This is a genomic window from Lactobacillus sp. PV037 (genome assembly GCF_014522345.1).
Taxonomy (GTDB): Bacteria; Bacillota; Bacilli; order Lactobacillales; family Lactobacillaceae; genus Lactobacillus.
The window spans coordinates 361,749-388,705 of sequence record NZ_CP041987.1 but is presented as its reverse complement, the minus strand read 5'-3'; the positions used below and the strand labels follow the sequence as shown (position 1 = coordinate 388,705).

General features: G+C 34.0%; 26 protein-coding genes. 3 read left to right on the top strand and 23 right to left on the bottom strand.

The genetic code is table 11. The features are described from left to right. Positions 1-3: 3 nt before the first annotated feature. Positions 4-1,092 (bottom strand): ABC transporter ATP-binding protein, encoded by a 1,089-nt coding sequence (locus tag FP435_RS02315; protein WP_265484166.1) that lies wholly within the window; start codon positions 1,090-1,092, stop codon positions 4-6. Positions 1,093-1,136: 44 nt separating this feature from the next. Further along, the gene (murB, locus tag FP435_RS02310) at positions 1,137-2,042 is read right to left on the bottom strand and encodes a UDP-N-acetylmuramate dehydrogenase (protein WP_265484626.1); all 906 of its coding nucleotides are present in this window, start codon (positions 2,040-2,042) and stop codon (positions 1,137-1,139) included. Positions 2,043-2,178: 136 nt separating this feature from the next. Here murB and FP435_RS02305 point away from each other — a divergent pair, with 136 nt between their 5' ends. Further along, on the top strand, positions 2,179-2,712 hold the full coding sequence (locus FP435_RS02305) for a 3'-5' exonuclease (RefSeq protein ID WP_265484625.1): 534 nt from the start codon (positions 2,179-2,181) through the stop codon (positions 2,710-2,712). Positions 2,713-2,730: 18 nt separating this feature from the next. Here the strand turns inward: FP435_RS02305 and tsaE are convergent, their stop codons facing one another. The 3 genes from tsaE to FP435_RS02290 all read right to left on the bottom strand — a co-directional run bounded on the left by tsaE (position 2,731) and on the right by FP435_RS02290 (position 4,954). Further along, positions 2,731-3,210 carry a tRNA (adenosine(37)-N6)-threonylcarbamoyltransferase complex ATPase subunit type 1 TsaE gene (tsaE, locus tag FP435_RS02300; protein ID WP_265484165.1) on the bottom strand — a complete coding sequence of 160 codons (480 nt, stop codon included), beginning with the start codon at positions 3,208-3,210 and terminating at the stop codon, positions 2,731-2,733. A 2-nt stretch (positions 3,211-3,212) separates the two neighbouring features. Further along, positions 3,213-4,193, bottom strand: a complete 981-nt coding sequence (gene pta / locus FP435_RS02295) for a phosphate acetyltransferase (RefSeq protein ID WP_265484164.1) — start codon at positions 4,191-4,193, stop codon at positions 3,213-3,215. A gap of 74 nt (positions 4,194-4,267) precedes the next feature. After that, the gene (locus FP435_RS02290) at positions 4,268-4,954 is read right to left on the bottom strand and encodes a uracil-DNA glycosylase (RefSeq protein ID WP_265484163.1); all 687 of its coding nucleotides are present in this window, start codon (positions 4,952-4,954) and stop codon (positions 4,268-4,270) included. Between the two features lie 74 nt (positions 4,955-5,028). On the opposite strand from FP435_RS02290, the gene FP435_RS02285 reads away from it, so the two are divergent. Further along, positions 5,029-5,892, top strand: a complete 864-nt coding sequence (locus FP435_RS02285) for a Cof-type HAD-IIB family hydrolase (RefSeq protein WP_265484162.1) — start codon at positions 5,029-5,031, stop codon at positions 5,890-5,892. On the opposite strand, the gene FP435_RS02280 is transcribed toward FP435_RS02285, so the two are convergent. The 14 genes from FP435_RS02280 to FP435_RS02215 form a co-directional block, all read right to left on the bottom strand. Further along, positions 5,889-6,413, bottom strand: a complete 525-nt coding sequence (locus FP435_RS02280; RefSeq protein ID WP_265484161.1) for a hypothetical protein — start codon at positions 6,411-6,413, stop codon at positions 5,889-5,891. The two genes, FP435_RS02285 and FP435_RS02280, sit on opposite strands and share 4 nt — an antisense overlap. A gap of 140 nt (positions 6,414-6,553) precedes the next feature. After that, positions 6,554-7,012, bottom strand: a complete 459-nt coding sequence (smpB, locus tag FP435_RS02275) for an SsrA-binding protein SmpB (protein WP_265484160.1) — start codon at positions 7,010-7,012, stop codon at positions 6,554-6,556. Positions 7,013-7,023: 11 nt separating this feature from the next. After that, positions 7,024-9,324 carry a ribonuclease R gene (gene rnr / locus FP435_RS02270; protein WP_265484159.1) on the bottom strand — a complete coding sequence of 767 codons (2,301 nt, stop codon included), beginning with the start codon at positions 9,322-9,324 and terminating at the stop codon, positions 7,024-7,026. A gap of 64 nt (positions 9,325-9,388) precedes the next feature. Next, positions 9,389-9,622: a preprotein translocase subunit SecG gene (secG, locus tag FP435_RS02265; RefSeq protein WP_265484158.1), complete on the bottom strand. Its 234-nt coding sequence runs from the start codon at positions 9,620-9,622 to the stop codon at positions 9,389-9,391. 117 nt (positions 9,623-9,739) lie between these two features. Beyond that, positions 9,740-11,038, bottom strand: a complete 1,299-nt coding sequence (gene eno, locus FP435_RS02260) for a phosphopyruvate hydratase (protein ID WP_265484157.1) — start codon at positions 11,036-11,038, stop codon at positions 9,740-9,742. A gap of 207 nt (positions 11,039-11,245) precedes the next feature. After that, positions 11,246-12,001, bottom strand: coding sequence for a triose-phosphate isomerase (tpiA, locus tag FP435_RS02255; RefSeq protein WP_265484156.1), 756 nt, complete (start codon positions 11,999-12,001; stop codon positions 11,246-11,248). A gap of 15 nt (positions 12,002-12,016) precedes the next feature. Beyond that, positions 12,017-13,234 (bottom strand): phosphoglycerate kinase, encoded by a 1,218-nt coding sequence (locus tag FP435_RS02250; protein WP_265484155.1) that lies wholly within the window; start codon positions 13,232-13,234, stop codon positions 12,017-12,019. Between the two features lie 94 nt (positions 13,235-13,328). Then, on the bottom strand, positions 13,329-14,345 hold the full coding sequence (gene gap / locus FP435_RS02245; protein ID WP_265484153.1) for a type I glyceraldehyde-3-phosphate dehydrogenase: 1,017 nt from the start codon (positions 14,343-14,345) through the stop codon (positions 13,329-13,331). A 54-nt stretch (positions 14,346-14,399) separates the two neighbouring features. Beyond that, the gene (locus tag FP435_RS02240) at positions 14,400-15,431 is read right to left on the bottom strand and encodes a sugar-binding transcriptional regulator (protein ID WP_265484151.1); all 1,032 of its coding nucleotides are present in this window, start codon (positions 15,429-15,431) and stop codon (positions 14,400-14,402) included. 351 nt (positions 15,432-15,782) lie between these two features. Beyond that, complete coding sequence (locus FP435_RS02235) at positions 15,783-17,261, bottom strand: SH3-like domain-containing protein (RefSeq protein WP_265484150.1); 1,479 nt, start codon at positions 17,259-17,261, stop codon at positions 15,783-15,785. Positions 17,262-17,291: 30 nt separating this feature from the next. Next, positions 17,292-18,251: a glycosyltransferase family 2 protein gene (locus tag FP435_RS02230; protein ID WP_265484149.1), complete on the bottom strand. Its 960-nt coding sequence runs from the start codon at positions 18,249-18,251 to the stop codon at positions 17,292-17,294. Then, positions 18,248-20,131: a 6-pyruvoyl-tetrahydropterin synthase-related protein gene (locus FP435_RS02225; RefSeq protein ID WP_265484148.1), complete on the bottom strand. Its 1,884-nt coding sequence runs from the start codon at positions 20,129-20,131 to the stop codon at positions 18,248-18,250. Before FP435_RS02225 ends, FP435_RS02230 begins: the two co-directional genes overlap by 4 nt. 15 nt (positions 20,132-20,146) lie before the next feature. Further along, positions 20,147-20,554 carry a GtrA family protein gene (locus FP435_RS02220; RefSeq protein ID WP_265484147.1) on the bottom strand — a complete coding sequence of 136 codons (408 nt, stop codon included), beginning with the start codon at positions 20,552-20,554 and terminating at the stop codon, positions 20,147-20,149. Between the two features lie 77 nt (positions 20,555-20,631). Next, positions 20,632-22,620, bottom strand: a complete 1,989-nt coding sequence (locus tag FP435_RS02215; RefSeq protein WP_265484146.1) for a hypothetical protein — start codon at positions 22,618-22,620, stop codon at positions 20,632-20,634. Positions 22,621-22,816: 196 nt separating this feature from the next. Between FP435_RS02215 and clpP the strand changes: the two genes are divergently transcribed. Beyond that, positions 22,817-23,401, top strand: a complete 585-nt coding sequence (gene clpP, locus FP435_RS02210) for an ATP-dependent Clp endopeptidase proteolytic subunit ClpP (protein WP_265484145.1) — start codon at positions 22,817-22,819, stop codon at positions 23,399-23,401. A 47-nt stretch (positions 23,402-23,448) separates the two neighbouring features. On the opposite strand, the gene whiA is transcribed toward clpP, so the two are convergent. The 4 genes from whiA to FP435_RS02190 all read right to left on the bottom strand — a co-directional run bounded on the left by whiA (position 23,449) and on the right by FP435_RS02190 (position 26,947). Continuing rightward, positions 23,449-24,387, bottom strand: coding sequence for a DNA-binding protein WhiA (gene whiA, locus FP435_RS02205; protein WP_265484144.1), 939 nt, complete (start codon positions 24,385-24,387; stop codon positions 23,449-23,451). Further along, the gene (locus tag FP435_RS02200) at positions 24,387-25,418 is read right to left on the bottom strand and encodes a gluconeogenesis factor YvcK family protein (RefSeq protein ID WP_265484143.1); all 1,032 of its coding nucleotides are present in this window, start codon (positions 25,416-25,418) and stop codon (positions 24,387-24,389) included. The genes whiA and FP435_RS02200 overlap by 1 nt, the downstream gene beginning before the upstream one ends. 14 nt (positions 25,419-25,432) lie before the next feature. Then, a complete protein-coding gene (gene rapZ / locus FP435_RS02195; RefSeq protein ID WP_265484142.1) occupies positions 25,433-26,308 on the bottom strand; it encodes an RNase adapter RapZ in 876 nt (291 codons plus the stop codon). A 96-nt stretch (positions 26,309-26,404) separates the two neighbouring features. Beyond that, complete coding sequence (locus tag FP435_RS02190; RefSeq protein ID WP_265484141.1) at positions 26,405-26,947, bottom strand: HdeD family acid-resistance protein; 543 nt, start codon at positions 26,945-26,947, stop codon at positions 26,405-26,407. Positions 26,948-26,957: the final 10 nt, after the last annotated feature.

Below are 26,957 nucleotides of genomic sequence, written 5' to 3'. Positions count from 1 at the left end.
CTTCTACTCCTCTTCATAGGTTTCTAATCTTTTATCAAATTCTTCTTCACTTTCTCCAAAACGCATTACGTGAATATCTTCTGGATCAAAGTATAAACCTACTTCTTTCCCAATAACAGTAGGATTTGTTGAGTGAATCAACCATTCATTTTCATCACTATCTTTCGCTTTAATTTCAAAATGATCACCTAAAAATAATTGACTTTGAACAACTGCACGTAGTTTACCCTGCTTAATGCTAGTTATATCAATATCTTCCGGTCTAATCACTACTTCAACTTTTTCACCAGATTTAATTCCAGCATCTGCACACTCAAAAGTATGATTGCCAAACTCAACTTTAAAGTCCTTAACCATTCTTCCTGGTAAAATATTAGACTCACCAATAAAACGCGCTACAAAATCATTAACTGGTTCATCGTAAATATCTACTGGACTACCACTTTGTTGAATTTTGCCTTCATTTAGTACAAAAATTTCATCACTCATTGCTAGAGCCTCTTCTTGATCATGAGTAACGAAAATAAAAGTAATCCCTAGTTTTTTTTGAATTTCTCTTAATTCAAACTGCATATCTTTACGTAATCTTTTATCTAAGGCAGACAATGATTCATCTAAAAGCAAAACCTTAGGTTGGTTAACTAAAGCTCTTGCAATTGCGACACGTTGCTGTTGACCTCCACTAAGTTCCGAAATTTCTCGATTAGCAAAACCATCTAGCTGCACCATATGAAGAGCTTCGGTAACTGCTTGTTTAATTTCTCTTTTTCCTTTTTTCTTTAAGCGCAACCCAAAAGCAATATTTTCAAAAACATTCATATGTGGGAATAAAGCATAATTTTGAAATACAGTATTTAATTGTCTTTTAGAAGCTTCCAAATGAGTGATATCTTTTCCATCAAATAAGATCTTCCCTTGCGTGGGTTCACTAAAACCAGCTATCATTCTTAAAATCGTTGTCTTTCCCGAACCAGATGGACCTAAAAGTGAATAAAATTTACCTGATTCAATAGTTAAATTAATGTCCTTCAGTGCTACAAAGCCATCGTCATATTCTTTGCGAACATGCTCTAGTTTAATGATGTCACTCATTTTAACCCCCTAGAAAAAGCTACAAGATTACTTGTAGCTTTTGTTTAATCTTTATCTTTTCCAATAATTCTAACTTCAGTTTGTAAATCAACATCAAAGTCTTCTTTAATCTTTTTTTGAATCAAATGAATTAAATCCAAATAATCAGTAGCAGTCGCTCCCCCAACATTCACAATAAAACCTGCATGCTTTAATGAATCTTGCGCGCCTCCAATTTGCTTTCCTTGAAGTCCAGCTTTAATAATCATCGGACCTACAAAATGGCCTTCGGGTCGCTTGAAAACACTACCGCAAGAAGGATACTCTAATGGTTGTTTAGCACGGCGCAGTCCATTAAAATATTCCATCTTATCTTTAATAGCAAACTTATCGCCAGTTGCTAACTTAAAAGTTGCCTGAATAACAATATCACCATTATCCTGAACGAGGGAATGACGATAACCAAATTTCATCTCATCATGACTATAGGTTTTAAATTGGCCATCTCTAGTTATAACTTCTACTGATTTAATTACAGACGAAGTTTCACCACCATAGGCTCCAGCATTCATAAATACTGCTCCTCCAATACTTCCCGGAATACCAGCGGCAAATTCTAAACCACTTAGTCCCGCTTCATAAGCAGCTTGAGAAGTATCAATAATCTTAGCACCTGCTTGTGCAACAATTAAATTATCTTCTGGGTAAGCTTTAATTTCATTCATTTCAGTTAAGATAATAACTAGCCCATCAATTCCTCCATCTTTGATAATAAGATTAGATGCATTTCCAATTATCGTTAATGGGATTTGATAGTGATGTGCTACTTCTACTAATTTCTTTAATTGATCTAAATTTTTAGGAAAGGCTAAAAACTCAGCTGGTCCTCCAGTTTTGGTAAAAGTAAATTTAGACAGAGAAACATTTTTCTGTATATTAAAGCCTTGTTCTTTTAATTCCATTAAGTCCATCATTAAATTTAACTCCCTTATTACCTCTGCAATCTTCTTATCTAATAATACCGCAAAAATTATACTTTTTTCTACTAAGATGTTATGATTAGCTATGATATTTTCAATTACTTTAATTAAAAAGAAAGAAGAACAAATGAATTTTATTGCAATGGATTTCGAAACTGCTAATTTTTCACCTGAAAGTGCCTGTTCTTTAGCAATTGTGATGGTTCGAAATAATAAAATTATCGATAAATTCTATACTGTCATTAATCCACAAATGCCTTTTAACTCACGTAATATTAAAATTCATGGCATTACAGCAAACGATGTTAAAAATGCTCCCACAATGGCAGAAGTTTGGCCAAAAATCGCAGGACTTTTTCGTCCTGGGATGCTGGTAGCAGCCCATAATGCACGTTTTGATACAAATGTTTTAAAAAAATCGCTTGCTCGCTACGGAATTAGTGAACCACACTATCTTGTTCTTGATAGTTTAGCTACCAGTAAGCGTTTTGAACCTGAGCTACCTAATCATAAACTAAATACTGTTTCAGAAGCGTTGAATATAAATCTTTGGCATCACCATAACGCCTTAAGTGATAGTGAAGCTTGTGCAGAAATTATAATCAAACAAAATCAGCAATTTGGAGATACCCCTATAAAAAAATTAGTCAAGCAAATTTAGCTTGACTAATTTTTACTTTTATAAAGATTTAATTATTTTTTCCCACCATTGAGCATACTTTTCGCCTTCAATAGTCGCTTCTATTCTTCTTTTGGTTGAATCCCAAGAATCATCTACCCGCTTAATATTTAACTTAAGATAATTTTTCGGTAAACTTTCTTCAATAAATTGCGGCCATTCTATAACTACTATCCCTGGTTGGTTTAGATAATTTGGCATATCAATACTTGATAAATCACCATCTTCTTCTAAACGGTACATGTCCATGTGATATAAAGGAATTTTACCTTCTGGATATTCCCTCACAATTGTAAAAGTTGGACTTTTTACAGGACGTTTGATATTTAAGGCTTTAGCAATTCCTTTTGTTAGAGTTGTTTTTCCAGCCCCTAAATCCCCTGTTAGTAAAAGTAAGGATTGGGGCTTTGCAGTGTTACCTAATAGCATTCCGAAATTTTGCATTTCTTCATCTGAATTAATGTTTAAAACTTTCTTCATAATTAATCCTTGTCTGTATTAGCTTGGGCTGCTGTTAAAATAATGGTTAAATATGCATCTTCAACTGTACATCCCCGAGATAAATCATTAATTGGCGCTGCCATCCCTTGAAGTACAGGGCCAATTGCAGTAAAACCACCTAATCTTTGAGCTACTTTGTAAGCAATATTTCCAGCCTCTAAATCAGGAAAAATAAATACATTAGCATGTCCTGCTACTTTTGACTTAGGAGCTTTAGCTTTTGCTACGCTTGGTACAAACGCTGCATCAAATTGTAATTCACCATCTGAAGCAATTTTTGGATGATCCTTTTTCATCACTTCTGCTGCATCACTAACTTTATCTACAAATGGACCTTTAGCTGATCCTTTAGTTGAAAAGCTTAAAAAAGCAACTTCTGGTTTTAAATCAATCATTTTAGCTGTTTGCGTTGATTGATAACCAATTTCTGCTAATTCGTCACTATCTGGATCAATATTAATAGCACAGTCCGCAAATACATACTTCTCTTCATTACGTTCCATGATCATTGCTCCTGAAACTCGCTTCATTCCAGGCTTAGTCTTAATAATTTGTAAAGCTGGTCTTACTGTATCAGCTGTCGAATGAGCAGCTCCTGATACCATTCCATCAGCCTTTCCTTCATAAACCAACATTGTCCCAAAATAACTAACATCTCTTAGGATATCTCTTGCTTGCTCTAAAGTATTTTTTCCATGGCGTAATGTCACAAAGTCTTCACACATTTTTTCAAAGCCATCATAAGTATCTGGATTAATTATTTCAATGCTTCCCAAATCTAACTCTAAACTTTGTGCCTTATCTAAAATTTTATCTGGTTCCCCTAATAAAATTAGTTTTACAAGGCCTTGTTTATCTATCCTACTTGCAGCAGTTAATATTCTTTCATCTGTTCCTTCTGGCAATACAATAGTTCTAATATTTTCCATTGCTTTTTTCTTCAATAATTCAAACACTTGCATTTTTATACCTCGTCTCAATAATTCTTTAATCTTATTGTACCTTGCCTATTCAAATTACTCAAAATCTTTAAAAATTACTGCTTAACTTCCTTTGGCAATTGCCAATCAATCGGTGTTTGACCCATTTTTATGAGAGCTTCATTACAACGTGAGAATGGCCGTGACCCGAAGAATCCTCTATTAGCTGAAAATGGACTTGGATGTGGAGACTTGATAATAATATTTTTAGAAGTATCAATTAAAGGAATTTTATTTTGAGCAAATCGTCCCCATAAAATAAAAACAACGTTTCCACGTTTACTGAGAGCTTTTATGGCTTCATCTGTTACTGCTTCCCATCCTTTGCCTTGATGCCCATTCGCATTCCCATAAGGAACTGTTAGCACACTATTAAGTAATAATACTCCTTCATCCGCCCACTTTTTCAAATACCCATGAGTAACGGGAACTGCTCCTACATCATCGTATAATTCTTTATAAATATTTTCTAAAGATGGAGGAAGTTTAATTCCTGGATTAACACTAAAACTCATTCCCGTGGCTTGACCAGGATTGTGGTATGGATCTTGACCTAGAATCACAACTTTTGTTTTAGAAAAGGGCGTCAATTTAAAAGCCGTAAATATATGATACATATCTGGATAAATCTGCTTAGTAGCATATTCTTTTTTTAAGAAATCATGAAGATTTTGATATGCAGGACTTTCAAAAATAGGATTTAGAATTGTATCCCAATCATTTCCAATTAAATTTTTAGCCATAATTAACCTTCTTTAATCTACTTAATCTACCATGGTATTATTATAGATGATATTAATACATTATGGAGGTTTTTATGATTAAATTAATTGCCAGCGATATGGACGGTACCCTTTTAAATGGGGAGATGCAGATTTCCTCAGAAAATATACGCGCAATCAAACATGCTCAAAAAATGGGAATAGAATTTTTAGTGGCAACTGGTAGAACCCGTAATGAAGCTCTACCACTTCTTAAAAAAGCTGGACTGGATACAGGCTACATAAACATTAATGGAGCCCAAGTTTATGATACTCAAGGAAACTTAGTTATTGAAAAACCTATTGCTCGTAATAAAGCACTTGAAGTAATCAAAATTTTAAAAGAATCTGGTTCTTATTTTGAAATAGCATCAGGAGACCACGTTTATTCTGAATCTCGCATTCGTCGCATTTCTAATGTGTCTGATCTCTTAGTAGACTTAAATAAGCATCTCTCTTTGAAAAATGTAGTTTCTTTTGCGGGCGGATCTGATCAAGTCCTAAATGTTACTTTTATTGATTCTTTTGAAAAACTGTTTGCAGATCCAAATTTTAAAGTTATGAAATTTGTGGTCTTTGATCCTGCTGGACCACAAGCTTTTAAAGATATTAGAAAAGAACTTAAAAAAATTGGTGGTTTAGTTGGAACTGCTAGCTCTTCAACAAATCTTGAAATTAATCATGAGGCCGCTCAAAAGGGGATTGCCTTACTAGACTACGGCAAAGCAAAGAACATCACTCCTCAAGAAATTATGGCTATCGGAGATAATTTTAATGATGAATCAATGATTAAGATGGCTGGAATTGGTGTAGCAATGGAAAATGCTGTACCAGAAATTAAGGAAATTGCCTCTTTTATTACCAAAAACAATAATGCATCTGGTGTCGCTCACGCCATTTATACTTTGACTAAGTCTTAGTAAAAGATTTCTCCCTTTGTGATTCCGGCATGTTCTAGCAAATAGAGTAAGTCACGGTATACTAATTGAGTTCCATCTGCGCATTGGTGTCTAATCCAATCATATAAACGATTAAAAATTAATTGTGAGGCAGTCATTAAGATTTCATCATTTTCCTTTGAAACCTCAGGTGCAACCCGCTTTAAATATTCCCTAATTTCTTTTTTATAAAACTCACAATTACATCTTTTTTCCAGTGCTAATTTATAGATATTGTAATAAAAATTCATGTCTTCCTTGATGCGAGCTAATAGATACAACAAGCGCCCTGGTAACTTTTCCTGTTGTCGCATTCGTAAGTGATACTTCATTTCATAAACTACGGCCCGTCTTAACACAGAGTTTAAGGTTTGGTGTACACGGTAAAAATTTGAGCGGGTAATATTCAGGTCTCTACATAAAGTAGTTACTCGCAACGTTTTAACATTCCCTTGAGATAAAGTTTTATGGATATAGGCATGTATCTCAATAAATCCAGTCATTCTTTTCTTTCTCCTCATATAATCCTCATAATTACACTATACTTATAAACAGATAATATATAATATAGCAATATATTTTATAAATTACAATATAAAAAAACAAAAATAGTCTAGATATACTATATCTAGACTATTTTTTGTTATCTAATTCGATATTTACGTCGTAATTCACGATCTTGATCTCTTCGTTTAATCGTTTCTCGCTTATCGTATTGTTTTTTACCTTGTCCAACTCCAAGTAAAACTTTGGCAAATCCATGCTTTATATAGACCTTTAAAGGAATAATTGTCATCCCCTGTTGTGACTGAATTCCCGCTAAACGTCCTATTTCCTTCTTATGCAATAAAAGTTGGCGTGGTCGCAAGGGATCATGATTATAGCGATTTCCTTCTTTATATTCACTAATATGAACATTCTCTAAGAGCGCATTTCCATTTACTATTTGAACATACCCATCTTTTAAATTTATCCTACGAGCACGGATAGATTTAATTTCTGTTCCAGTTAAAGAAATTCCTGCCTCAATCGTTTCTTTAATAAAGTAATCATGACTTGCTTTTTTATTTTGAGCAATAAGATTATCTTCTTGTTTTTTCATTTTAGCTTTCTCTAATTTTTCTTGGCCTTGCGTCTAATCGTAAAACTATTATTTTTTCCTTTAGGATCTTTAGAATTCCGATTACGTGAGTGACTATTATGGAAATTCCGACGTTGACCGTTACGTCTCTTTTTTGGAGCATCAGGATCATAAATTTCAAAATCCAATTGATGTTGCTCTACATCTGCTCTAATTAACTTAACCTTAATTGGCATCCCTATCTTAAATTGCTTATGAGTTGTCCGCCCTGTCAAAGTTAAACTCTTTTCATCAAAGTTATAATAATCATCATCTAAATTAGAAATATGAATTAATCCTTCAACAGTGTTCGGTAATTGAATAAACATTCCGAAACTAGTTACGGATGACACAATCGCTTCAAAGACTTGTCCTACCTTATCCGCCATATATTCTGTCATCTTCAGGTCATTAACTCCACGTTCTGCATCAATAGATTTACGCTCTTGAGTTGAAGTTTGTTCAGCTACATTAGGCATTTGAGACTTAAAGTTCTCTCTAATTTCTTCTCCCATGCCCTTATCCGCATAATCATGAATCATTCGGTGTACCATCAAATCAGAGTAACGACGAATTGGTGAAGTAAAGTGTGTATAAAATTTTGCAGCTAAACCAAAGTGTCCAAGTGGATCTGGTGAATAGTGGGCTTGTTTCAAACTACGTAGCATCATCATTTGGACAACAGCTTCTTCAGGTGTTCCCTCAGTCTTAGAAACGATTTTTTGTAAAACTTTAGGCTCTACATCACCTGGATCAGCTTTAATATTCAATCCAAAAGCACTTACAAATTCAAAGAAGCTTTGCATTTTTTCCTCATCTGGTGTTTCGTGAACACGATATAAGAAAGGTACTTTTTTCTTAAAGTAATCTTCTGCAACTGTTTCATTTGCCATTAACATAAATGATTCAATCATCTTCTCAGCAGTTCCACGGTGATGCAACACAATATCAATTGGTTTACCATCTTTATCAACCTTAATTTTTGCTTCTGGTTCTTCAAAGTCAATTGCACCGCGAGCATGACGTTTCTTATATAAAATTTCGTGTAAATCTGCCATTTCTTTAAGCATTGGAGCAGCTTTTTGATACTTATCTTCTAATTTCTCATGGTTATTAGGATCAAGCACTTTATTTACATTATTATAAGTTAAACGCCCATGAGATCTCATAATTGATGGATAGATTTTATAACTTACACGATCACCATTTGGAGTAATTTCCATATCACATGAAAGTACTAATCTTTCAACACCTTCATTTAAAGAACAAATCCCATTTGATAAGCGGAATGGAAGCATTGGAATTACACGATCAACTAAGTAAGTACTGTTTCCTCGAGCAAATGCTTCCTTATCTAGAGGTGAACCTGCTTTGATATAGTGAGCAACATCTGCAATATGAACCCCAAGGTGATAATTTCCATTAGGTAATTTCCATACCACTACGGCATCATCAAAGTCCTTTGAATCATCCCCATCAATTGTTACAGCAGGTTGATCAGTGATATCGATTCTTTTTGCTTTTTCTTCTGCAGTTACATGATCTGGAACCCCGTTAGCCTGTTGGAGCGCTTCTTCTGGCCAATCCGTTCTAATTCCATTATCAACAACAATTGACATAATATCCACACCTGGATCATTTTTATTTCCAATTGTCATTAATCCAATTCCATTCATCTCTTCTGGATGATTTTCGTTTGGATATTCAGTAATTGATACTTGAACCATATCACCCATTTGGGGCTTAACCCCTTGTTCACTTAAGTTGATTCTATACTTCTTTAATTTTCTATTTTCACTGACAACATATCCGATTTTTCCAGTGCTCTTTACAATTTCATCTCCATAAGGATGGAACTCTCCTACTAAAGTATCAACCCCATGTTCGATAACTTCTTCAACTTTTCCTTCTGGCCCCTTACCATTCCAAGGATTAGCACCTGCAATAATTTTGACTTTTACATGATCACCATCTAAAGCATAATTTGTGTTTGCCTTATCTACAAATACATCATCTGAAGAATCATCATCTAATCGAACGAAACCAAAACCTTTATCATTAGCCTTAAATGTACCCTCTATAATGGTATTAACTTGATTTAGCTGATATTTTCCATTTCCGTCTGTTACAATTTTTTCTTCATGTTCTAAAAAAGTCACTGCTTTTACAATATCTGCAAATTCAGTGTTATCAAGTCTAATATTTTTCTCTATTTCATCAATATCATATTGCTTATTAGGATTGTGACGAAAAATTTCATACACTCCAGCTAATACTTTCTCATTTTGTGCCATAAGAAAACCTCATTTCCTTTATTTTAAACTAAGAAAAAAACCTCCCTATATTAGAGAGGCTTTTTTACTTAGATGATAAAATTGCCAAAACTATGGCTAATAGGAAAAAGATTACTAACAAAACGGCGGTAATCCTTTCCATTAATGCTTCAAATCCACGTTTCTTAGTTTGTCCACTAAACACGGCTCCACCGGATAATGCATTTAAAGCATCTTGTTGCTTTTGCGGCTGCATCAAAGTAGCTATAATAATTAAAAAACTTACTATGATGAGTAGCGTCATGACTAAGTTATACAAAGCGCTGCCTCCATTGCCTAAATATTAATCACTGTACAAATTCTACCATAAATTAATACTAATTGCGAAATAAAAAAGACCTAAAAAGGTCTTTTCTATTTAGAGGCAATTGCCTAATTAAAATTGTTTGTGTAAGTTGTAGAAGCTGTGAATACCTTTGTATTGGCCAGTTGAACCTAAAGCTTCTTCAATACGCATTAATTGGTTGTACTTAGCAATTCTATCAGTTCTAGACATTGAACCAGTCTTAATTTGACCTGCGTTAGTAGCAACAACCAAGTCTGCAATAGTAGTATCTTCAGTTTCACCTGAACGGTGAGAAACCACTGCAGTATAACTTGCTTCTTTAGCCATTTCAATAGCTTCAAAAGTTTCAGTTAAAGTACCGATTTGGTTAACCTTAATTAAGATTGAGTTAGCAACTCCCATTTCGATACCCTTCTTCAAGTAGTTAGTGTTTGTTACAAATAAGTCATCACCAACAATTTGGATCTTCTTACCTAAACGTTCAGTGAAAGTCTTCCAACCTTCCCAATCGTTTTCATCCAATGGATCTTCTACAGAGATTACTGGGTATTTATCAACCCAATCTTCAATTAATGAAGTCCATTCTTCAGCAGTGTATTCACGACCATCAGCAACAGTTACGTACTTCTTAGTATCCTTGTCGTAGAATTCAGATGCTGCACAGTCAAAGGCAATTGCAATGTCTTCACCTGGCTTGTAACCAGCACGTTGAATAGCTTCTACTAAGATTTCAAATGGTTCTTCGTTGTTCTTCAAGTTTGGTGCAAAACCACCTTCATCACCAACACCAGTTGATTCACCACGTTCATTTAAGATACTCTTTAATGCGTGGAAAGTTTCTGCACCCATACGAACTGCTTCATGAAGTGACTTAGCACCTACTGGCATAATCATGAATTCTTGGATGTCAACGTTGTTATCTGCGTGCTTACCACCATTGATAACGTTCATCATTGGAGTTGGTAATACGTGAGCGTTTGGTCCACCTAAGTATTCGTATAATGGTAAACCTAATTCATCAGCTGCAGCACGAGCACTAGCTAATGAAACTGATAAAATGGCATTTGCACCAAGACGACCCTTATTTGGAGTACCATCTAAATCAATCATAGTTTGATCGATTAAACGTTGATCAGTTACATCTAAACCAATAACAGCTTTTGCAATTTCACCGTTTACATTTTCAACAGCAGTTAAAACACCAGTACCATTGAAACGTGACTTATCACCATCACGTAATTCTACAGCTTCGTGTTCACCAGTTGAAGCACCTGATGGAACAATAGCGCGACCAAAGCCACCTAATTCAGTGTAAACTTCAGCTTCAATGGTTGGGTTACCACGAGAATCAAGGACTTCACGTGCGTGAATATCAGTAATAACAGACATGGAAATTCTCCTTTAAATAAATTGTTAACTAGTATAAATACTTCCGATAAATGAACTATTTATGAATAAAATTCAAAATTTTAGGTAAATATAATTAAACAATTAATTATTTTTACCACGGCTGGTTCCCAGCCCCCTAAATCAATAATTGAAATAGTATAACTTAATTATACCATACCGCTAATTTCAAACGGTATTGAGATATAATTAATCTTGATAATTTACTAATGCTAAGAATGATTCTGGTTCAAGTGATGCCCCACCAACTAAACCACCATCAATATCAGGCTTAGACATTAATTCTTTAATGTTTGCAGGTTTTACAGAACCACCGTATTGAATACGAACGTTTTCTGCAGTTTCTTCATTGTAAAGATCTTTTACAGTTTCACGGATAGTCTTGCACATTTCTTCAGCTTGATCTGCAGTAGCAGTCTTACCAGTACCAATAGCCCAAATTGGTTCATAAGCAATAACAGTCTTAGCAACTTGATCTGCAGTTAAACCATCTAAAGCTGCCTTGATTTGACTTACTACCCATTCGTCTTGCTTGTTAGCTTCACGTACTTCAAGTGATTCACCACAACAAATGATTGGGGTTACGCCATTTTCAAAAAGAGCTTTAGCTTTTTTATTAATGTCTTCATCAGTTTCGTGGAAATAATCTCTTCTTTCAGAGTGACCGATAATACAGTAATCAAGTCCCATTTCTTTTAAAACTTTTGGAGAAGTTTCACCAGTGTAAGCACCTTCTACTTCAAAGTATGCATTTTCTGCACTAGTATGTAATTGAGTATCCTTAGCACTTTCTACCAAAGCGTAAAGATCTACAGCAGGTGCAGCAATTACTGATTCAACTTTGCTTGCTTCTGGTAATTTGCCTTTAACTGCATTAACAAACTCAATAGTTTGTTCAGGATTCATATGTAACTTCCAGTTACCAGCAATAATAGGTGTACGCATATTTATTAGTCCTTCCTAATCTTTATCAGATACACATGCAATACCAGGTAATTCTTTACCTTCTAAGTAGTTAAGTGATGCTCCACCACCAGTAGAAATGTGGCTAATCTTAGGAGCAATACCTAATTGCTTAGCAGCTGCAGTTGAGTCACCACCACCAATGATAGTAACTGCATCTTTCAATTCAGCTAAAGCACGGCCAACTTCTAAAGTACCTTCAGCATAGTTAGGCATTTCAAATGCACCCATAGGTCCATTCCAAACAACAGTCTTAGCATCTTTAAGAATGTCCTTAAATTTAGCAACAGTCTTAGGCCCGATGTCTAAGCCCATCATGTTATCAGGAATATCATCACCTACAACTTCGTGAGGAGCATCATTTGAAAATTCAGTTGCTGCAACGTTATCAACTGGTAAGACAATTTTATCACCAGCTTTTTTAAGTAATTCTTTTGCAAGATCTAACTTATCAGCTTCAAATAATGATTTACCAATCTTGTGGCCTTGAGCAGCTAAGAAAGTATATGCCATACCCCCACCAATTAAGATGTGGTCTGATTTAGGAATTAAGTTTTCGATAACACCGATCTTATCTGAAACTTTTGCCCCACCTAAAATAGTTACAAATGGGTGTACAGGGTTTTCAACAGCATCACCTAAGAATTGAATTTCTTTTTGTAATAAGTATCCAGCTGCAGCAGGCTTACCAGCTTTCTTCATTGCAGTTGCAATACCAACATTAGATGCGTGACTTCTGTGAGCAGTACCAAAGGCATCGTTTACAAAAATATCACCTAAACTTGCCCAGTATTCACCTAAACTTGGATCATTTTTAGATTCACGTTTACCGAAGTCGTTGTCAATATCTTGGAATCTTGTATTTTCAAGAACAACTACATCGCCATCTTTCATATTATCGATGGTTTCTTCGACTTCTTTACCTTCATTTTCTGGAACAAATGTTACCGGCTTATTAAGTAATTCACTTAAACGTTCTGCAACTGGTGCTAAAGTTAATTCTTTCTTATCCGCATCACTCTTAACACGTCCTAAGTGACTTAATAAGATTGCTTTACCACCATGTTCAATAATGTACTTAATTGTTGGTAATGCTGCCACAATACGGTTATCATCACTGATGACACCATTTTTAATTGGAACATTAAAATCAACACGAACTAATACTTTTTTACCTTTAAGATCTTTAAGATCTTCCACAGTTAATTTAGACATCTAAATATACCTCGAATTTAATCTTTAAAAAAAGGCGGAAGGAAGAATCTCCCTCCGCCTTCATCATTACTAAAATTTAATTAAAATCAATTAATTAAAGAGTAGCAAATTTTAATAAAGTACGAACCATTTGGCAAGTGAATGAGTATTCATTGTCGTACCAAGCAACAGTCTTAACTAATTGCTTGTCACCTGCAGTAGTTACCATAGTTTGAGTTGGGTCAAAGATTGAACCAGCAGTCATACCTAAAACATCAGTTGAAACGATTTCGTCATCGTTGTAAGCAAATGATGGAGTTACGTACTTCTTCATAGCTTCGTTAACTTCGTCAGCAGTTACTTCCTTACCAAGGATAGTTACTAATTCAGTTACAGAACCATCTGGAACAGGAACACGTTGTGCGTGACCATTCAACTTACCGTTTAATTCTGGAATTACAAGACCAATAGCCTTAGCAGCACCAGTTGAGTGAGGAATGATGTTAATTGCAGCAGCACGTGCTGAACGGAAGTTACCACCACGAACAGGTCCATCTAAGATCATTTGAGTTGAAGTATATGCGTGGATAGTAGTCATAGTACCAACTTCAATACCAAATTCTTTGTTCAATGCGTTAACCATTGGAGCCAATGAGTTAGTAGTACATGAACCAGCTGAAACGATCTTGTCATCAGCAGTTAAAGTATCGTCGTTAACACCGTAAACGATAGTCTTAAGATCGCTACCTGCAGGAGCAGAAATTAAAACTCTCTTTGCACCAGCTTTAAGGTGAGCTTCACTCTTAGCTTTGCTAGTGTAGAAACCAGTACATTCAAGAACAAAGTCAACACCGTCGTTCTTAACCCAAGGAATGTTTTGTGCTTGTGGTTCTGCGTAAACACGGTATTCCTTACCATCTACAACGATTGCATCGTCAGTAGCTGAAACTTCGTGGTCAAAAGTACCATGAGTTGAGTCATACTTAAGTAAGTGTGCTAAAAGTGCTGGAGTAGTTAAGTCGTTGATTGCAACTACTTCGATATCTGAAGACTTTTCACCTAAGTCCATGATACGACGGAATGCTAAACGTCCGATACGGCCGAAACCGTTAATACCAATTTTAACTGTCATGTTAAATTTTCCTCCTCTAGGAAATATATAGTAACAATTTATTTTAAACGGGAATTACTTCCCCTTTAAAACCTTATTTGAGGCTCCCTCATCGGTAATTAACCAAGTTTGCTTGGGAGCATGATGCATGTATGACGCAATTGCTTCTGCTTTACTAGATCCAGCTGCAATTGCAAATACACGGGGTATTTTATCTAAATCTTCTAATTGTAATCCAATTCTAGGAAATCTCTCGATAACCCTTCCTTGACGGTCGAAGAAATACCCGAAACATTCGGCCACTGCACCTTTTTCACGAAGTTTGGACTGAGTAATTAAGTCTAAATTTTTTCGCTTAACCATCTCATCTGAACGTCCAATTCCATGAACCACTGCATCACTATTATAAATGTTTGAAATCGCATTCGCAATATCTGAATCTTGCATTAAAATGTTCAAAGCTTCTGAAGAAACATGCTCTGGTAAATATAAACCTTTATGTTTACCACCTGTCTGTGAAGCCATAACTTGTGCTACAGTATTACTTTGTAATTCCACACTTTCTCCTACTGCTCCTCGTCCAGGAACAAATAAAAGATTTCGATAGCGATTTAAATTTGAAGATAGATGCTTAGCTACTCCAGCAATGGTTGCGCCACCTAAAACAGTTATAATATTTTTTCCAAGTGGCAAAAGTAAATCCAGGGCTGCATTGAGTTTTTCGCTTATAAGTGAAATTACCCGTTCTTGCCGATCTAAGTCGCCAGGAACTACAATTGCTCTTTCAATACCTAACTTTTGAGCCAATGCGATTTCTTGCTGACTGGCATTAAATAAGCGATCCATTAATGGAGCAGCTTCCTTTAAAGTCCGTTCTCCTTTTTCTGTCAAAATCATTCCGTAGCTCTTTACTTCAATCAGACCCAATTGTTTTAAATAATCAGTTTCAGTGCGTATATTTCGTTCACTTAATCCTAATTTTTTAGCAACAACTCTTCGCCCAACTGGAGCTAACAGCGAGATCTGCTCAAGAACCAGAAAACGTTGTCGAATTACTTTTAAAATATCAGGAACTAAGCTTTGTAGTAAGGTAAAATCTGACTCCATTTGCTTGCTCCTTCTAGTGGGACTGCAACTGTCCCAAGCTGTGTCATTTAATGACCCAGTACATCTAAAAATATTAGAGAAACATTGACTTCACAATATTTCTCTTTCGACACTTATAGTATAGCAATATCTATTTTTTAATTCAAGCTAAATATCCATCTTTTTAATTTTGAAATCCAAATGGCTATTTGTTATAATAGTATTGCTTTTTTGGCTCCTTAGTGTAATGGATAGCACGTAAGATTCCGGTTCTTAAAATCTGAGTTCGACTCTCAGGGGAGTCATTCTGACCAATTATTTAATTGGTCTTTTTTTATACAAAAAAATCGGACATCCAGTCCGATTTCTTTATTATTTAATTGAACCGCTTAAAATTTCAGAACGTTGAGCCATTTGGACATATAATTTACTGCCACTTACTGATATTCCCTCAATTTCACGATTTGTATTAAAGCTACTCTTTCCTAAATATTCTCCATCTTCTTTTACTTTAAAAATATGATCGTTATATGCAATATAGAATCTCTTCTTATTTGCATCATAAGTAAAACCTTGGACAGGACTTCCATTTACGAAATCAGATTGTGTTGCCCCAACTTCTACTGGAGTCCAAGTATCACCAACTCTAGTCACTTTCCAATACTCATAGCGATGATAGCCTCCATTACGGAAAAGTGCGTACATTGTATGATCGTTTACCATCACCGCATTGTGAATGTACCGTTTTCCAGAAGCTGAGCCATTCCAGATTTTAAAGCTCCAAATCTTTTCAATTTGCATATCACTTTTTCTAATTTGCAAAATCTCTTCCGAATTTTCTGAATTAGATTGTTTATTATCATTAGCTATTACATAAATATAATTTGCAGTTGATCCTAAAGATTGAGCATGACCTAAACGAATATAAGGACTTACTTTAATATTAGCAGCTAATTTTTTAAAACTTCCTAAACTTAAACTAGTTAATTTTTGAGTATTAAATTTACTCATTTCATTATTTTTATAAGACACTAAATGACCCCTTTGATCACTTGAGTCAGCTAACATGGAAACCGTAGACCACCCATTAGAAACTGTCAGTCCTTCTGGAATAGGACCTACTTGGGTAAGCCAACTGCCGCGTAAACTTAAAGTTGAAGGCTCGAAAAACAATGTACTTAGTTTGGTACCATTATTATTTAATTTTGTTGCTTTTGTAGCAATATTAAAATTACTCCTATGCCCTGACTTAATCGAAATTGCCTTAGGACCTGCCTTAGGCACTATATCTGCAGAGCTTATGCCTTCTTCCCTATCATTACGCACTACCACATTTACACTAGCATGAGCCTTGCCATAAGTATAGTTTACTTGCGTGTTTCCTGCTTTTGCAGAGGAAATCACTCTGGCAGAAGTATGGACCTTAGTTGGATTTATCACTGTTCCATGACTATCTGTCACATAATTAATCGCATCTATAGCATCAAACTTTCCGTACTCATTCTTTACTAAACTAACAGATTTAGTTACCGAAATTTTATTTCTTACGAAGAATTTTTCATTTACCCAGCCTACAGTATGGCCATCTACATAAACATACCAATACCTACCTGAACGGGTCTTCTTAGACGTGTTTGATTGATAGTGGCCCACCTTAAATTGACTGGTTGAAGCCACTTTATGAGATACACCTTTTGCATTAATCTTACTATAAATACCATAATTCTTTGTCCCAGGTTGCTTAGTTACAAGACTCTGTGCCTGAGTTAACTGGCTTGTTTTAGCTAAACCAATACTTCCTATTCCTAGCATTACAGCAGAAGTTAAAAATAATTTAGATAATTTTTTCATTTTATTTCTCCCTAAAAATAACACTTCGCTCTATTTTACCACATCTCTATTATCATTACTTTTTTCCTTAACAATATAAATTGGTCTTTTCTTTACCTGTAAAAATATCTTTCCAATATATTTTCCAATTATTCCTAAACATAGTAATTGAATACCCCCGATTAACAAAATAATTGAAACTAATGACGCCCAACCAAATACAGAGGTACTAGGTTCAATAATTTTTCTTATTATTATAATAATCATCGCAATTACTGCTAATATAAAAGATCCTAGTCCTAGCCAAACTGCTAAATTTAGCGGCATCTCTGAAAAATCTGATATTCCATCAAACGCATATTTAAATAATTTCCAAGTACTCCAATCACTAGTACCAGCTACTCGTTCCCGATTATGATAATCTAGATATTTTGTTTTAAAACCTACCCAACTAAAAATTCCCTTAGAAAAGCGATTATATTCTTGCATTGATAAAACAGCATCAACCATCTGTCTAGTCATCATCCTATAATCTCGTGCTCCTGGAACAATTTTAGTGTCTGAAACATGATTAATAAACTTATAGAATTGGTTACTAAAGAAGGACTTTATTTTAGCCTCACCTGTTCGATCAACGCGCCGAGTTCCTACACAATCATACTCTCCAGTCTGAAGTAACTTATACATTTCTGGTAAAAATTCAGGTGGGTCTTGTAAATCTACATCCATTACAACCACGTAATTACCATCACTTGCTTCTAATCCAGCGTATAAAGCTGCTTCTTTACCAAAATTTCGCGAAAAAGATAAATAATGAACATGCTCTGGATTTTTTTGATAAAGTTTACGCAGTTGTTCCAAGGTTTGATCCCTTGATCCATCATTTATAAAGTAGTAATCTACCCAAACTTCTTTCATCTTATTTAACACAACATTTTGCACAGCTGTATAAAATAAAGGGATACTCTCTTCTTCGTTATAGCAAGGAACTATAATGGATAATTTTTTCATTCTTTTTTAGCCTCTTTAAATTTTCTAATTACGCTCTCAATCCCATAAATTATTAATCCTAACCAACTTATTATACTAACCCCAAATAAAATTTTAAAACTTGTTGGCCAAATAAACTTTAAAATGGCTGTATTATGTCCTTTTTTTTGAAAGATAGTAGGACTCTTAATTAAGCTATAGTGTAATGGCGTCACCTTTTTATTATTTACAACTAATTGAGATTGCTTATACATTACAATTGGAAGCTGACGTTGTCCTTCCTTTTTACCAATCCATTGAATCTTTAAGGCTCCATCTTTTAATGGCGCTTTTTTGAATTTATCTTCTTGATCGATTACTTCTTTTTCAAAAGCATAATTTACTTGATGATAACTTATCTTAGAATTCTTCACTGGTAAATAATCTGGATTGACTTTAATAACTAAATTAAATAAATTTTCTTTTCTCTTTTTAGTAAAAACTGCTTGTTTTAAACTCCAAAAGTCATTGGTATTACGATAAAAGAAACTGTCTGATGTAAAACTCTTAATATAATGATAGCCTTTAGGATAATATTTCATTCCATAAGCCTCTGAATCAGAATTTACACCTTGTAAATACTTAATATATTTTCTTTGAGCGTATTCACTGGTTGTCGTATAGTATTTTTTACTTACTATTTTGTAAAGTGGAGTATAATTGTTATTTGCTGCTTGCCACAAGCGATTATAACTTAAATTACAGCTTTCTACCAATACAATTGCTATACAACCTAACACTCCATAATAAAGTGGTTGTTTTTCTTTCCAATTTATCTGGCTTACTGATATTCCTATTCCTAAAATCAATAGTATATCTGCTATTAATAAAAAGCGAAAAGGAAATTGCAAATAACTTCTTAAAATTGGAAATATCCTTTGGATTAACTGCCAAGGAAATAAGCTACTACTTATATACAGGAAAAAAACTCCTGTTAAGGTAACTACATCATTTAAAATTGATTTTTTCCAATTAAATAAAACATAAAGTAATTGCACCAAAAAAATTATAACCACTCCAACCAAGATGGCATCGCGAATATTTTCTGATGTACTCACTTCTACCATATTGCTTACAAGATTATGAGTTCTAATGGTTGCTAATTTATTTTTAACAGAGACAGTTAATAGGGCTCCCCAAACATTAGCAGTTAAGCAAATTGTCCCAACTATAGCCTTAGTTAAATTTAAAATCATCTGCTTTTTTTGGGGAGTAAGAATGAATCCAGTAATTGCAAATGGAATTAAAGCAAGTGTTACCATCAAAGAAGAAAGCAAATGAGTCTGCAGAAGAGCCGTCATTCCGAGCATTAGCCCAATCCAGTGAATTGGCCTTTTTTTATCTCGAATCATATTCACTGCTTCAATAAAAACAAATGGTGCAATTGCACTTCCCCACCCAGATAAATTAGTATGATCAAACCATGTTTGCAATGGACTTATATTAATGTATAAAAGTGCTAAAATTAAGCTCCAAAGTTTATTAGCCCCTACTTTTTTAACTAAAATATACATTCCACTACCACCAAGAAGGCAGATTAAAAAGTAGGATACAATTTGAAATCTAAACCATGTGCCGGTTATTAAGACAAGCAACCCCATTATATAAGCAAATAAAGGACCGTAAAATGCATTAATAATTCTTCCACTTTGACTAAAGCCATAATTCATTTGAAAATAGCTATAGTTTCCTGTCCGTATCTGTTTGCTAATATCATAAAACCGATTGTAGTGAAACCAGGTATCAATATTTAACACAAAACCTCTAGTATTTAATTGACCTTGAATCATTAAATATGTGGCAATAATTATAACCAAATAAGGCCAATCATCTTGGAACTTCTCCTTTAATTTTTCCTTCATTTCATCCTCAATTCATTATTTCTTGAAAGTAATCAATTTATTTACAATAAATTGAATAAGGGTAGCAACTAAAGTTGCAATAATTTTTACTATCATTTGATTTTGATGAAGCTGATTTACAAAAATAAATAAACACCCTGTAGTAAACAAAGTAGTTATCTGTCCAATTAAATAATACTCTATAAATCTTCTCAGTAAATGATTATGCACTTTAAAGTTAGCATAACTATTCCAAAAAAAGTTATTAATTAATCCACAAGTTGAAGAAATAAAATTTGCAACTTCGGGATTCCAATGCAAAAAAATTGTTAAAATAGAAAAAATTCCAAAATCGACTACTAATCCTAATACTCCAATTAAGCCATACTTTATTAATTGGATAAATGCTTCTTGATGAATAATTTCACCTAACTTATTTTCCATCTTTCACCTAAATAATTTTAATTCATAAGCAAAAAGAAGATTCAAAATAGAATCTTCTTTTTGAATACATTTTTATCTTAATCAGTTAATTCTGAACTTTCGAGTAATTCAGGACGTTGTGCCAAATTGACATAAAGACGATTATTAGAAATTGAGATTCCTTCAATTTCACGACCCGTTTCAAAAGTATACGCTTCTTTATAAGTGCCATCTTGACCAACTTTAACAATTAAATCATTGAAGGCAATATAGAAGTTTTTGTGCTTACTGTCATAAGCAAATCCTTGTACTGGTGCATTTCCACTTACAAAATTTCCACCGGTAGCTCCGACCTCTGTTGGATACCAATTAGAACCTGTTCGTTTAAACATCCAGTACTCATAAGTCTTATCTTTAGTATTGTGGTAGAGAGCATACATAGTATTGTCATCTACAATAACTGCATTGTGGAAGTAACGTGGATTGCTGCTATCTCCAACCCAAGCCTTAAACGTCCAAATCTTATTAACTGTTAAATCACTCTTATTGATTTGGAGTAAAGTTTCTGAGTCAGCAGGATTGTAGCGGCCATGTTCGTTAGCTACAACATAAATATACTTGTCACTTGCTCCCATTCCTTGTCCATGTCCAGTATAAATATACGGACTAACTTTCATATTTTTAACATAGTTTGTAAAACTCTTAGCAGTTAAACTTGAAAGATTTTGACTAGCATATGGATCCTTTAAAGCATTTAAATTATAAGCCACAATATGACCAGAAGTTGAGTTACTGTGTGCAAGCAAACTAGTATAGAGCCAACCATCACTCATTACCATTCCTTCTGGAATATGGCCCACTGCGTTAACTTGTGGAGTATTTATATCTGGTTGTTGATTTAAATATAATGGTTGATAAAACTTAGTTGTAAAAGTTAAACCATTAGTTTTATAAGTATGACTGGTACTTTCTGGAGCATAAGTTGTATAATCTACATAATTTTCTGAGTGACCATAGTGCGTGCGCCAACTCTTTAAGTTATTAGTACCTGGTTTTACTTCAGCATTAGCTTCAGCAATACCTTCTTTATCACTTTTTCTAATTTTGAAAGTTACTGTAGCTTTTGCTTTTTTACCAACGCTATAGGTAACCTTTTTAGTACCAGCCTTAGTAGTATCTACATTTTGAGTTGATACTTTAACATTCCAATTTCCTACAACATTTCCATACTCATCAGTCGCATAAGATAGTGCATATGGAGTATAAAAACTAGTATCTGGATTTTTGACTAAACTAACAACCTTAGGAACTTCAATCTTATTACGAGCAAAAAAGTTTTCATTTACCCAGCCAGTACGTACCCCATCAACATATATTAACCAATAACGGTACTTAGTAGCTTGGTAAACTTCTGTAGCTTCAATATGATTGTTAGCATAATCAATTCCGTTACCAACTTTTTTACCTAATTTACCAGTACTACTAATTGATTTGTAAACATTGTAATTTTTACTACCAGCCTTTTTTACAACTGCTGCTTGAAAAGTAACATGGCGATTAAATGTTGTGTCTTTAACTTCGTCTTGCTTACTTACAGTAGTTGTTTTTTTAGGGGTATTTTTAGATGATGTAGCAACCTTTTTTTGCTTTTTAGCAGCTTCAATAGCTTTATTAGCAGCTTTATTTTGTTTATCTAGTTTTGCTACCGCATTTTGAACAGATTTAAGGTTATTTGTATAAATATCTTCTTCGTCTTCATTAGTTAAATCTGTAGTTTCTTCATTATTAGCAGGATCAGTATCTTGAACTGCGCCTACTTTTTTATCAGAATTCGTTGTCTGATCTTGAGTAGCTTGAGAGGTACTTTCTGAATTATTTTGGCTAGTTTGAGATTCAGATTTTGTATTATCAGTTTGTGTTGGTTCTTTATCTTGGTTATTATCAGTTTGAGTTGTTGTAGTTTGGGACACTTGTGATGAAGATACACTATCAGCTTTTACTGGATTTGAAAGTAAAACCATACTTAAAGCAGCTGCTGATAAAAATGATCCTAATACCATTGTCCTTTGCTTTTTGATATACTTCACAATTAACCTTCCTCTATACACTCTATCTTATTTCATTACAGCAAATTTCTCTGTGTGATCTATGTTCTATTTTATCGTATTTAAAAAAATTTTAAAGTGTTTTGAAATTCTTTATTTGACATAATAGTAAATACATGTTTTAATTAGCACTAAAAGCAGTAGAGTGCTAATTTTAATTTTAAGGAGGTTATGTTTAATGCTTGTACCTACAGTTATTGAACAAACCGCACGTGGAGAACGTGCTTATGATATTTATTCACGACTTTTAAAAGACAGAATTATTATGCTTAGTGGTGAAATTAATGACCAAATGGCTAATTCTATCATTGCACAACTTTTATTCTTAGATGCGCAAGATAACACAAAAGATATTTCATTATACATTAACTCACCAGGTGGTGTAATTACTTCTGGTCTTGCAATTATGGATACTATGAATTTCATCAAATCAGATGTTTCAACCATTGCAATCGGAATGGCTGCTTCAATGGCATCTATTCTTTTGACTGCTGGAACTAAGGGTAAACGTTTTGCTTTACCAAACTCCACAGTTTTAATTCACCAACCATTAGGTGGTGCTCAAGGTCAACAAACTGATATCCAAATTGCTGCCGAAGAAATCTTAAAGAGTCGTAAGAAATTAAACCAAATTTTACATGAAACTACTGGTCAACCTTTAGATAAAATTCTTAAGGATACCGAACGTGATAATTATCTTACTGCTGAAGAAGCAAAAGATTATGGTTTAATTGACGAAATTTTAGTAAACAAGAAAAACTAGTCTAAATATACATTAAAAGAGATGCTAGAGTGCTAGCATCTCTTTTTTTACTCATTTCTAATTTTTTCAGCCATCGAATGAAGTTTCTGAAAACGATGGTTAACTCCCGATTTTGAAATTGGTCCATCCGGAACCTGCGCAGCTACTTCTTTTAATGAGAGTTCTGGATTATCTAATCGAAAACGAGCCAAAATTGATAATTTTTCAGGTAAACTATCTAATCCAACTGTTTGTTCTAAAACTTCTATATCTTCAACTTGCTTAGCTGCCGCATTAGCTGTCTTTTTGAGATTTGCTGTATCACAATTTACCAAACGATTAACAGAATTACGCATATCACGCATAATGCGTAAATCTTCAAAATTTAACATTGCATTGACTGCACCAACAATATGAAGAAAATCTCCTATTTTTTCTGCTTCTTTTAAGTAAACAATATAGCCATTACGTCTTTTTGTCTTCTTTGCATTTAAATGAAAATAGCTATTAATCAATCTCAATAAATCATCGTTATGATTTTCATATAATGAATAAATCTCTAGGTGATACCGACTTGTTTCTGGATTATTAATACTTCCTGAAGCTAAAAACGCCCCGCGTAAATATGACATTGCTCTTTGGCGGGATTCTTTTATTTTTTCTGGAACTCCAGTAATAAAACCATGTTCTTCATCAATAATATCTAGATCTTTTAAAATTTCATTTACCATTTTTTGAAGCCGAACCAAATATTGATAGTTTTTCTTTAGTTTCATCTTTTTAGAGACAATTAATAGTGGTTCAATTCCATACGCAGTTTTAATCAACGAAAAAATTCTCCGTGCTATAGCAGGATTTTCTGTGGTGATATCTAAACTAAATTGACGATTGTGGACACTTAATATTCCATTCATTCGCAAAAAAGCGGCTAATTCTGCTTTAGCATGCTCTGGGTGCACAGGCAAACTTGTTAATTCTTTTTTTACATCACTTGCATATGATCCCATTATTTTTCTCTCTGCCTCCGTGCAAAGGCTTCAAAGGCCAAGTTTAAAATTTCATCTGCTACTTTTTTGCCATCATGAAAAACTAATCCACTTCTTTGATCAATAAAATCAGAGGTTATTACACGACATCCTTGTTTTTTCAATCCCTGAAAATCATTTTTAACAGGGACAAGATACTCATCGTAATCCTCAGGATGAAATTTAGTCATATCAATTTTTGCCCCATTAACCAAGGCTGTATCAATATAATGACCACCTAAATGATCATTTAAAACTTTTACATGCTCAGCCGAAGTAAAATTATCTGTTTCACCACGTTGAGTCATGATATTACAAATATAAATTACTTCTGCTTTCGTTTTTCGAATTGCCTGTGCTAAGTTGGGAATCATTAAATTTGGCAAAATAGAAGTAAATAGGCTTCCAGGACCCAATACTACTGCATCTGCTTCCATAATAGCTGCTACTACTGGTAAAACTGCTTCTGGTTCCTTAGCATGACTATCTGTTACCCAGACTCTCTTAATTCTTTTATTCTTTGAAGTGATTTCAGTTTCCCCAACTTCTGTTGAACCATCAATAAATTCTGCATTTAAAGTTAAAGGTTCATTTGAAGCAGGGAAAATATGACCATCTACTTGCATCATTTTTGATAATCCTTGAACAGCATCAAAAATATTTCCTTTCATTTCATCCAGCGCTGCAATAATCAAATTACCTATTGCGTGCCCTGCAAAAAATGAGTCAGATGAATTAAAACGATATTGAAAAATATCTTTTTCCTCTTTTGGTAAATCAGATAAGGAAACTAATACATTTCTAATATCACCTGGTGGGACTACATTAATATAATCTCTAATTACACCAGATGATCCACCATCATCTGCCACAGTAACTATCGCTGTTATATCCGCATTTCTTTCTTTTAAAGCATTTAAAATAACTGGAAGTCCCGTTCCTCCACCAATCACAGCAATTTTGGGGCGACGACCTTTTATCACACGCACAATTCTATGCTTTTCCCAGGCCATTTACCTCATCCTCTCTAATTATGTAAATACCGATTAATTTCGCGGTGAGAAATGTCCACATCATATTTTTTAGCTAAATCAAGCGCTAATTGTCTAGCAATTGAGACGCTTCTATGTTGACCACCAGTACAACCAATCGCAATTGTTAGTTTCTTTTTTCCTTCTTTAATATATCCTGGAATGGCTACTTTAAGCATATCAAGAAATTTTTCATAAAAAACTTGAGTCTCTTGCTTACTCATTACATAATCAAATACTCGCCGATCTAACCCTGTAAAAGGCTTTAATTGAGGAATATAAAAAGGATTAGGCAAAAAACGCACATCCATTACAATATCTGCATCAATTGGCATTCCATATTTAAAACCAAAACTCATTACTTCAATCGTAAAACTATCGTTTTGGCTTTCATTAAACTCTTCTTCTAGCTTAGTCCTCAATTGTTTAGGTGTTAGATCTGAAGTATCAATTATTAAATTTGAAACATTCTTTATTCCATTCAAAATGCCTCTTTCTTCCTGGATTCCATCTAACAAGCGACCCTTTTGGGCTAAAGGTGGCAAACGTCTTGTTTCTTTATAACGTGCCACAAGCGCATCATCAGATGCGTCAAGGAAAACAATGGTAGATTGAACATTTTGACTGTCTTCCAATGAATTAACTTCATCTACTAAGTCCTTATAAAAGCTTTTTACTCTTAAATCAATTACAACAGCGACTTTATTAAAATCGTTTGAATTATTGATTAATTCCCAAAAACTACCTAATAGTTCTGGAGGTAAATTATCTACGACAAAATACCCCATGTCTTCAAGTGATTTAATAGCTACAGTTTTTCCTGCGCCACTCATTCCTGTCACAATTAATAGTTGTTTCTTTTTATCAGACATTGCATTGCCTCCTTAACGAATTAATTATAACACACCGGGTGTTTCTTTTTTAGGCAAAAAAAAAGCCATCTCCTCATTCGAGAAGATGGTTCCCTTTTAACGATGCATAAATGCTACAAAAATTTCGTTAAATCCAAATACCATTAGCCAGAATGCTACTAAATATACCAAAGTAATAGCAGCAAGTAATGGATTAAAAAGTAACACAATTGCGATCACTAAACTAATGATTCCTAAAACTAAACTTAAGATAAAGTAACCGTTTGAATAACCTCTTAAGTGCCATGAAAAGATGATGCCTATAATTGAATCTGCTAAAAACCAAATTGCAAATAGAATTGCTAAGCTTAAGCCACCAATTTCGTTGAAAAAGAGAAATAAAATTCCAACAATTATATCTAGAATTCCTGAAATTAAAGTTACCCAGCTACGAGAGAAAAATTCACGAAATCTCGCATAGGCAGAAATCCACATAATTCCTTGTAAAATAGATAAAATTCCAAAAACAAATACAAAGGCTGTTAATCCTTTACCTGGATATCTTAAAAGTAAAAATGAAGCAATTACTAATAAGATACCTGCAACAAATGCGCCCCAATCAAATCCACGTGGACGCTCACTACTAGAAAAATTATTCATTTAAATATCC